The sequence below is a fragment of the Acidimicrobiales bacterium genome (genome assembly GCA_036399815.1).
Classification (GTDB): domain Bacteria; phylum Actinomycetota; class Acidimicrobiia; order Acidimicrobiales; family DASWMK01; genus DASWMK01.
Map to the genome: position 1 here is coordinate 1 of DASWMK010000133.1, position 4,076 is coordinate 4,076.

The following is a 4,076-nucleotide window of genomic DNA, read 5'->3' on the forward strand; positions in this document are numbered from 1 at the left end:
GCGGTCGCCACGACCCGCTCCCTCGCCGCCACCCGCTCCCTGGCGTCGGCCAGGTCCGCCCGGGCCGCCACGTGGGCCACCGCCCCGGCCACGACGACGGCCGCGACCGCCGCCCCGGCCAGCCGGCGGACGGCCGGCCGGGCCGTCAGGTGCTCACGCGTCGGGGCCGCCTGACCAGCTCGCCACCGCAGTTCGGGCACTGCTCCTGGAGCGCGAGCCGGCATTCGCCGCAATAGGTGCACTCGTAGGAGCAGATCCACGCCTCGCCGTCGGCCGGCACGTCCGCGCCGCACCGCTCACACGTCGCCCGCATCTCCAGCGCCACTGCGGCATGGTGCCAGGTCGGTACGCTCCGCACCATGCAGCGCCGGGTCATCCTCTACGAGCTCAACGAGGTGCCCTGGGACATCGTGGACTTCTACGTCTCGGCCCGCCCGGCCTCGAACCTCGCCGCCTTCCTCCCCACGGCCCGCTGCCTGACGACGATCGACGAGGACCCGGTCGACTTCCAGCCGTGGCGGACGTGGCCGACGTTCCACCGCTCGCTCTACACCGACGACCACGGCTCGCTCGACCTCGGCCAGGACCCGGCGACGTTCCGGGGGGTCGACCTCTGGACGGTCGCCGACGACGCCGGCCTGCGGGTCGGCCTGTTCGGCCCGATGCAGAGCTGGCCGGCGCGGCGCCTCCGCAACGGCGGGTTCTACGTGCCCGACACCTTCGCCCGCACCCCCGAGACGTACCCGAGGTCGCTCGCCCGGTTCCAGGCCTTCAACCTCGCCATGACCCGGGAGAACGCGTTCTCCTCGTACGCGCCGTTCCCCCGCAGGGCGATGGTCACCGCCGGCCTGGACCTGCTGGCCAAGGGCCTGACGCCCCGCTCGATGGCGACGATGGGCTCGCACCTGGTGCACGAGCAGCTGGACCACCGCTTCAAGGCCCGCCGCTCGGCCATGCAGGTGCTGCCCACCTTCGACCTGTACTGGCGCCTCCACCGCCGCACCCGCCCGCACCTGTCGGTGTTCTTCACCAACCACGTGGCCGGGATGATGCACCGCTACTGGGGCGACGCCGTGCCCGGCTACGCCGACGAGCAGCCCTACCGCCCCGACGACGTGTACCGGCGGTTCGTGCTCGACGCCATGGACCTGTTCGACCGCCAGCTCGGGCGCATCCTGAAGGCGATGGAGCGGGACCCGTCGACCGTCCTCGTGATCGCCTCGAGCATGGGCCAGGGCCCGATCCCCTACCAGGGCGACATGGACGAGACCTACGTCCTGGCCGACACCGACCGGTTCGCCTCGGCCGTCGGCCTCGAGGGGGCCACGACCGGGCTGGCCATGTACCCGCGGGTCTGCCTCCAGCTGCCCGACCCGGCCGCCGCCGAGGCCGCCGTCGCCCCGATCGCCTCGGTGGCCTCGCCCCTCGGCGCCATGTTCCACGACGTGCGGGTGCACGGCACGACCGTGTCGTTCGAGATCGACTACCGGTTCTCGGCGTCCGGGCTGCCCTCGGAGGTGCGCTGGCGGTCGCCCGAGGGCCGGGAGGCCGCCGGCGACATCGCCGACCTCGGCATCGTCGTCGACCGGCGCCCGGGCGGGGCCAACACCGCCTACCACACGCCCGAGGGCGTGTTCGTGGCCGCCGGCGCCGGGATCGAGGGCGACCCGTCCCGCGAGAAGGTCAGCATCCTCGACGCCGCCCCGTCCATCCTCGACCTGCTCGACGTGGCCCCCCACCCGTCGATGCAGGGCCGCCCGACGATCTTCCGGTAGGGGCGGCACGTGCCCGGGCGGTGGGCGGCCGCCGTCCTCGTCGCCGCGGCGCTCGTGGCCGGCTGCGGCGGGGACGACGGGGACGGCGGGACCGGCATCGTCCTCGGCAGCGCCAACCTGCTCGACAGCGGCATCGCCGGTGCGCTCGACGCGTGGCGGGACGCCATCGGGCCGTCGATCTCCGCCGTGGACGTCAGCATCTACCCCGACTACGCCATCCTCGAGGCCCGCGATCCCGAGGTCCCCCGCCACGTCGACCGCTGGCACTACGAGCGCGACGGCGACCTGCTCGATCCCGACCCGGTCTCGCTCACCGACGACCAGGAGGCCGAGCTCGAGCTGCGGGCCTTCCCGCTCGACAGCGTCAGCTGGGACCGCCTCCCCGACCTCGTCGACCAGGCGGTGGCCTCGACCGACGTGGAAGACCCGACGTCGGTGTACGTGGTCGTCAACCGCGACCGGCCGACGACCGAGGCGGTGCGGATGCGGATCTACGTGTCCGGTGAGCGCAGCTCCGGCTGGCTGCTCGCCGACGCGAGGGGGAACGTCGTCGAGATCTACGACGACTAGCTAGGAGTGGGCGGCGTCGCGGACGTCGAGGACGTGCAGCAGGCCCGACAGCTCGAGGACCCGGCGGACCGCCCGTCCCGGCGCCTGCACCACGAGGCCGCGGCCGGCGGCCAGGAGCCGCTTGTGCTCGGCGACGAGCACGCCGAGGGTGGCGGAGTCGGCGAAGGTCACCCCGCTCAGGTCCACGACCACCTCGGCGCCGTCGCTCCCGACCCCCGCCAGGGCGACCCGCAGCGCCGCGCTGGTGTGGGTGTCGAGCTCGCCGGCCACCGAGAGGACGGGACCGCTCGGGCCGTCGCTCAGCCGGAGGTCCACGAGGTCGGCGACCTGGTCGCCGGTGGCCCCGGCGGCGAGGATGCCGGGGCGCGCCGCTCCGTCGCCGTCTGGGGGGAGGAGAGCGGGCACGGGCGACTCCGGGACTTCGAAGGAGCGCCCATGGTCCCACATCGCCTCCCCGGTCGCCAGGCTGGGCGGCGCCCCATGCCACCCGGTGTGACCGGTCAGCCGTCGACCGCGACCCTCACCGACCCGGCCCGGCTCCCCTCCGCCGGGCGGACCTCGACCTCGCGGACGTCCGCCGCCGCCGGGCCCTCCCACACGGCGTCGACCGTGCTCATGACCGTCGCCGCGAACTCCGGCGCGTCGATCACCACCTGCAGGACGAGCACGCCGTCGCCGCCGCCGACCGGCTCCAGGGCGATGGCGTAGCCGGCCCTCGGGCAGGTGCACCGGCCCGTGACCCGCAGGCCGTCGCCGGCCCGGGTCGCCGTCCACTCGCCGCAGTCGCACATGGGCCACCTCCCGGCGGGCACCGTAGCCCTCGGCCGGCCCGGCGGGGGCGGCGTGGATGGCGGACCCGGAAGAAAGAGCGGCGCGACCCTCAACCGGAACATCGAGCGACCGATTGCGGAACGAACGGTGCCGCGGCGGCGCCGCACGTAGAGGGGATGACATGCACGAACGACTCGCGCGGCTGTCACGCGCCCAGAAGGTCCTCCTGTCGCTGGCCACGGTCGGCGTGGCGGCCGCGCTGGCCGGTGCCGGCACGTGGGCGACGTTCACGTCGTCCGCGACGGCCAACCAGTCGGTCTCGAGCGGCACCGTGGTGATCGCGCTCGGCACGACGGGCACGTCGGCCAACCGCCTCACCGTCAACGCCACCGACGTCGCCCCCGGCGACACGATCCAGCGGGCCGTCGACCTCAGCAACACGGGCAGCCTGAGCCTCTCGGGCGTGGCCCTCACGACGGTCGCCACGACCAGCTCCCTGCTCGACACGGACGCCACCAACGGCCTCCAGATGGTCGTCGACCGCTGCTCGGTGGCCTGGACCGAGGCCGGCACGGCGCCCGCCTACACCTACACCTGCTCGGGCACGACCTCCTCGGTCGTCGCCTCCCGCCCGGTGGTCGGCTCGAACCTGGCGATGAGCAACCTCACGGCCACCGCGCCGGGCGCCACCGACCACCTCCGGGTGACGCTCTCCCTGCCGACGACCGCCGACAACACCTTCCAGGGCAAGTCGTCGACGATCTCCTACACCTTCACCGCCACCCAGCGGGCGGGCACCAACCGGTGACCCTCCGCTCGATGGCGCGGCCCGCCGTCTCGGTGGCGGGCCGCGTCGTCGTGGCCGCGGGCGTCGCCGCCACCGTGGTGCTCGACCGGCTCGCGCTGCCCTCGCCGGCTCTGCTCGGCGGCCTCGTGGCCGGGCTGGTCCGTGCGCTCGCC

6 protein-coding genes are annotated in these 4,076 nt (G+C 74.4%); 3 read left to right on the forward strand and 3 right to left on the reverse strand.

What is annotated here, in order from left to right; all coding sequences use genetic code 11:
- The coding region (locus VGB14_09215) for a hypothetical protein (GenBank protein ID HEX9993090.1) at window positions 1–200 on the reverse strand (200 nt) is incomplete at its 3' end.
- A 159-nt stretch (window positions 201–359) separates the two neighbouring features.
- On the opposite strand from VGB14_09215, the gene VGB14_09220 reads away from it, so the two are divergent.
- Window positions 360–1,775 carry a hypothetical protein gene (locus tag VGB14_09220; GenBank protein ID HEX9993091.1) on the forward strand — a complete coding sequence of 472 codons (1,416 nt, stop codon included), beginning with the start codon at window positions 360–362 and terminating at the stop codon, window positions 1,773–1,775.
- A 9-nt stretch (window positions 1,776–1,784) separates the two neighbouring features.
- Window positions 1,785–2,345, forward strand: a complete 561-nt coding sequence (locus VGB14_09225) for a hypothetical protein (GenBank protein ID HEX9993092.1) — start codon at window positions 1,785–1,787, stop codon at window positions 2,343–2,345.
- Here the strand turns inward: VGB14_09225 and VGB14_09230 are convergent, their stop codons facing one another.
- Window positions 2,346–2,750 (reverse strand): STAS domain-containing protein, encoded by a 405-nt coding sequence (locus tag VGB14_09230; GenBank protein HEX9993093.1) that lies wholly within the window; start codon window positions 2,748–2,750, stop codon window positions 2,346–2,348. It abuts the gene before it with no gap.
- 95 nt (window positions 2,751–2,845) lie between these two features.
- Window positions 2,846–3,136 carry a hypothetical protein gene (locus tag VGB14_09235; protein HEX9993094.1) on the reverse strand — a complete coding sequence of 97 codons (291 nt, stop codon included), beginning with the start codon at window positions 3,134–3,136 and terminating at the stop codon, window positions 2,846–2,848.
- Between the two features lie 161 nt (window positions 3,137–3,297).
- On the opposite strand from VGB14_09235, the gene VGB14_09240 reads away from it, so the two are divergent.
- A complete protein-coding gene (locus tag VGB14_09240; protein HEX9993095.1) occupies window positions 3,298–3,924 on the forward strand; it encodes a TasA family protein in 627 nt (208 codons plus the stop codon).
- The last annotated feature ends 152 nt before the right edge of the window (window positions 3,925–4,076 follow it).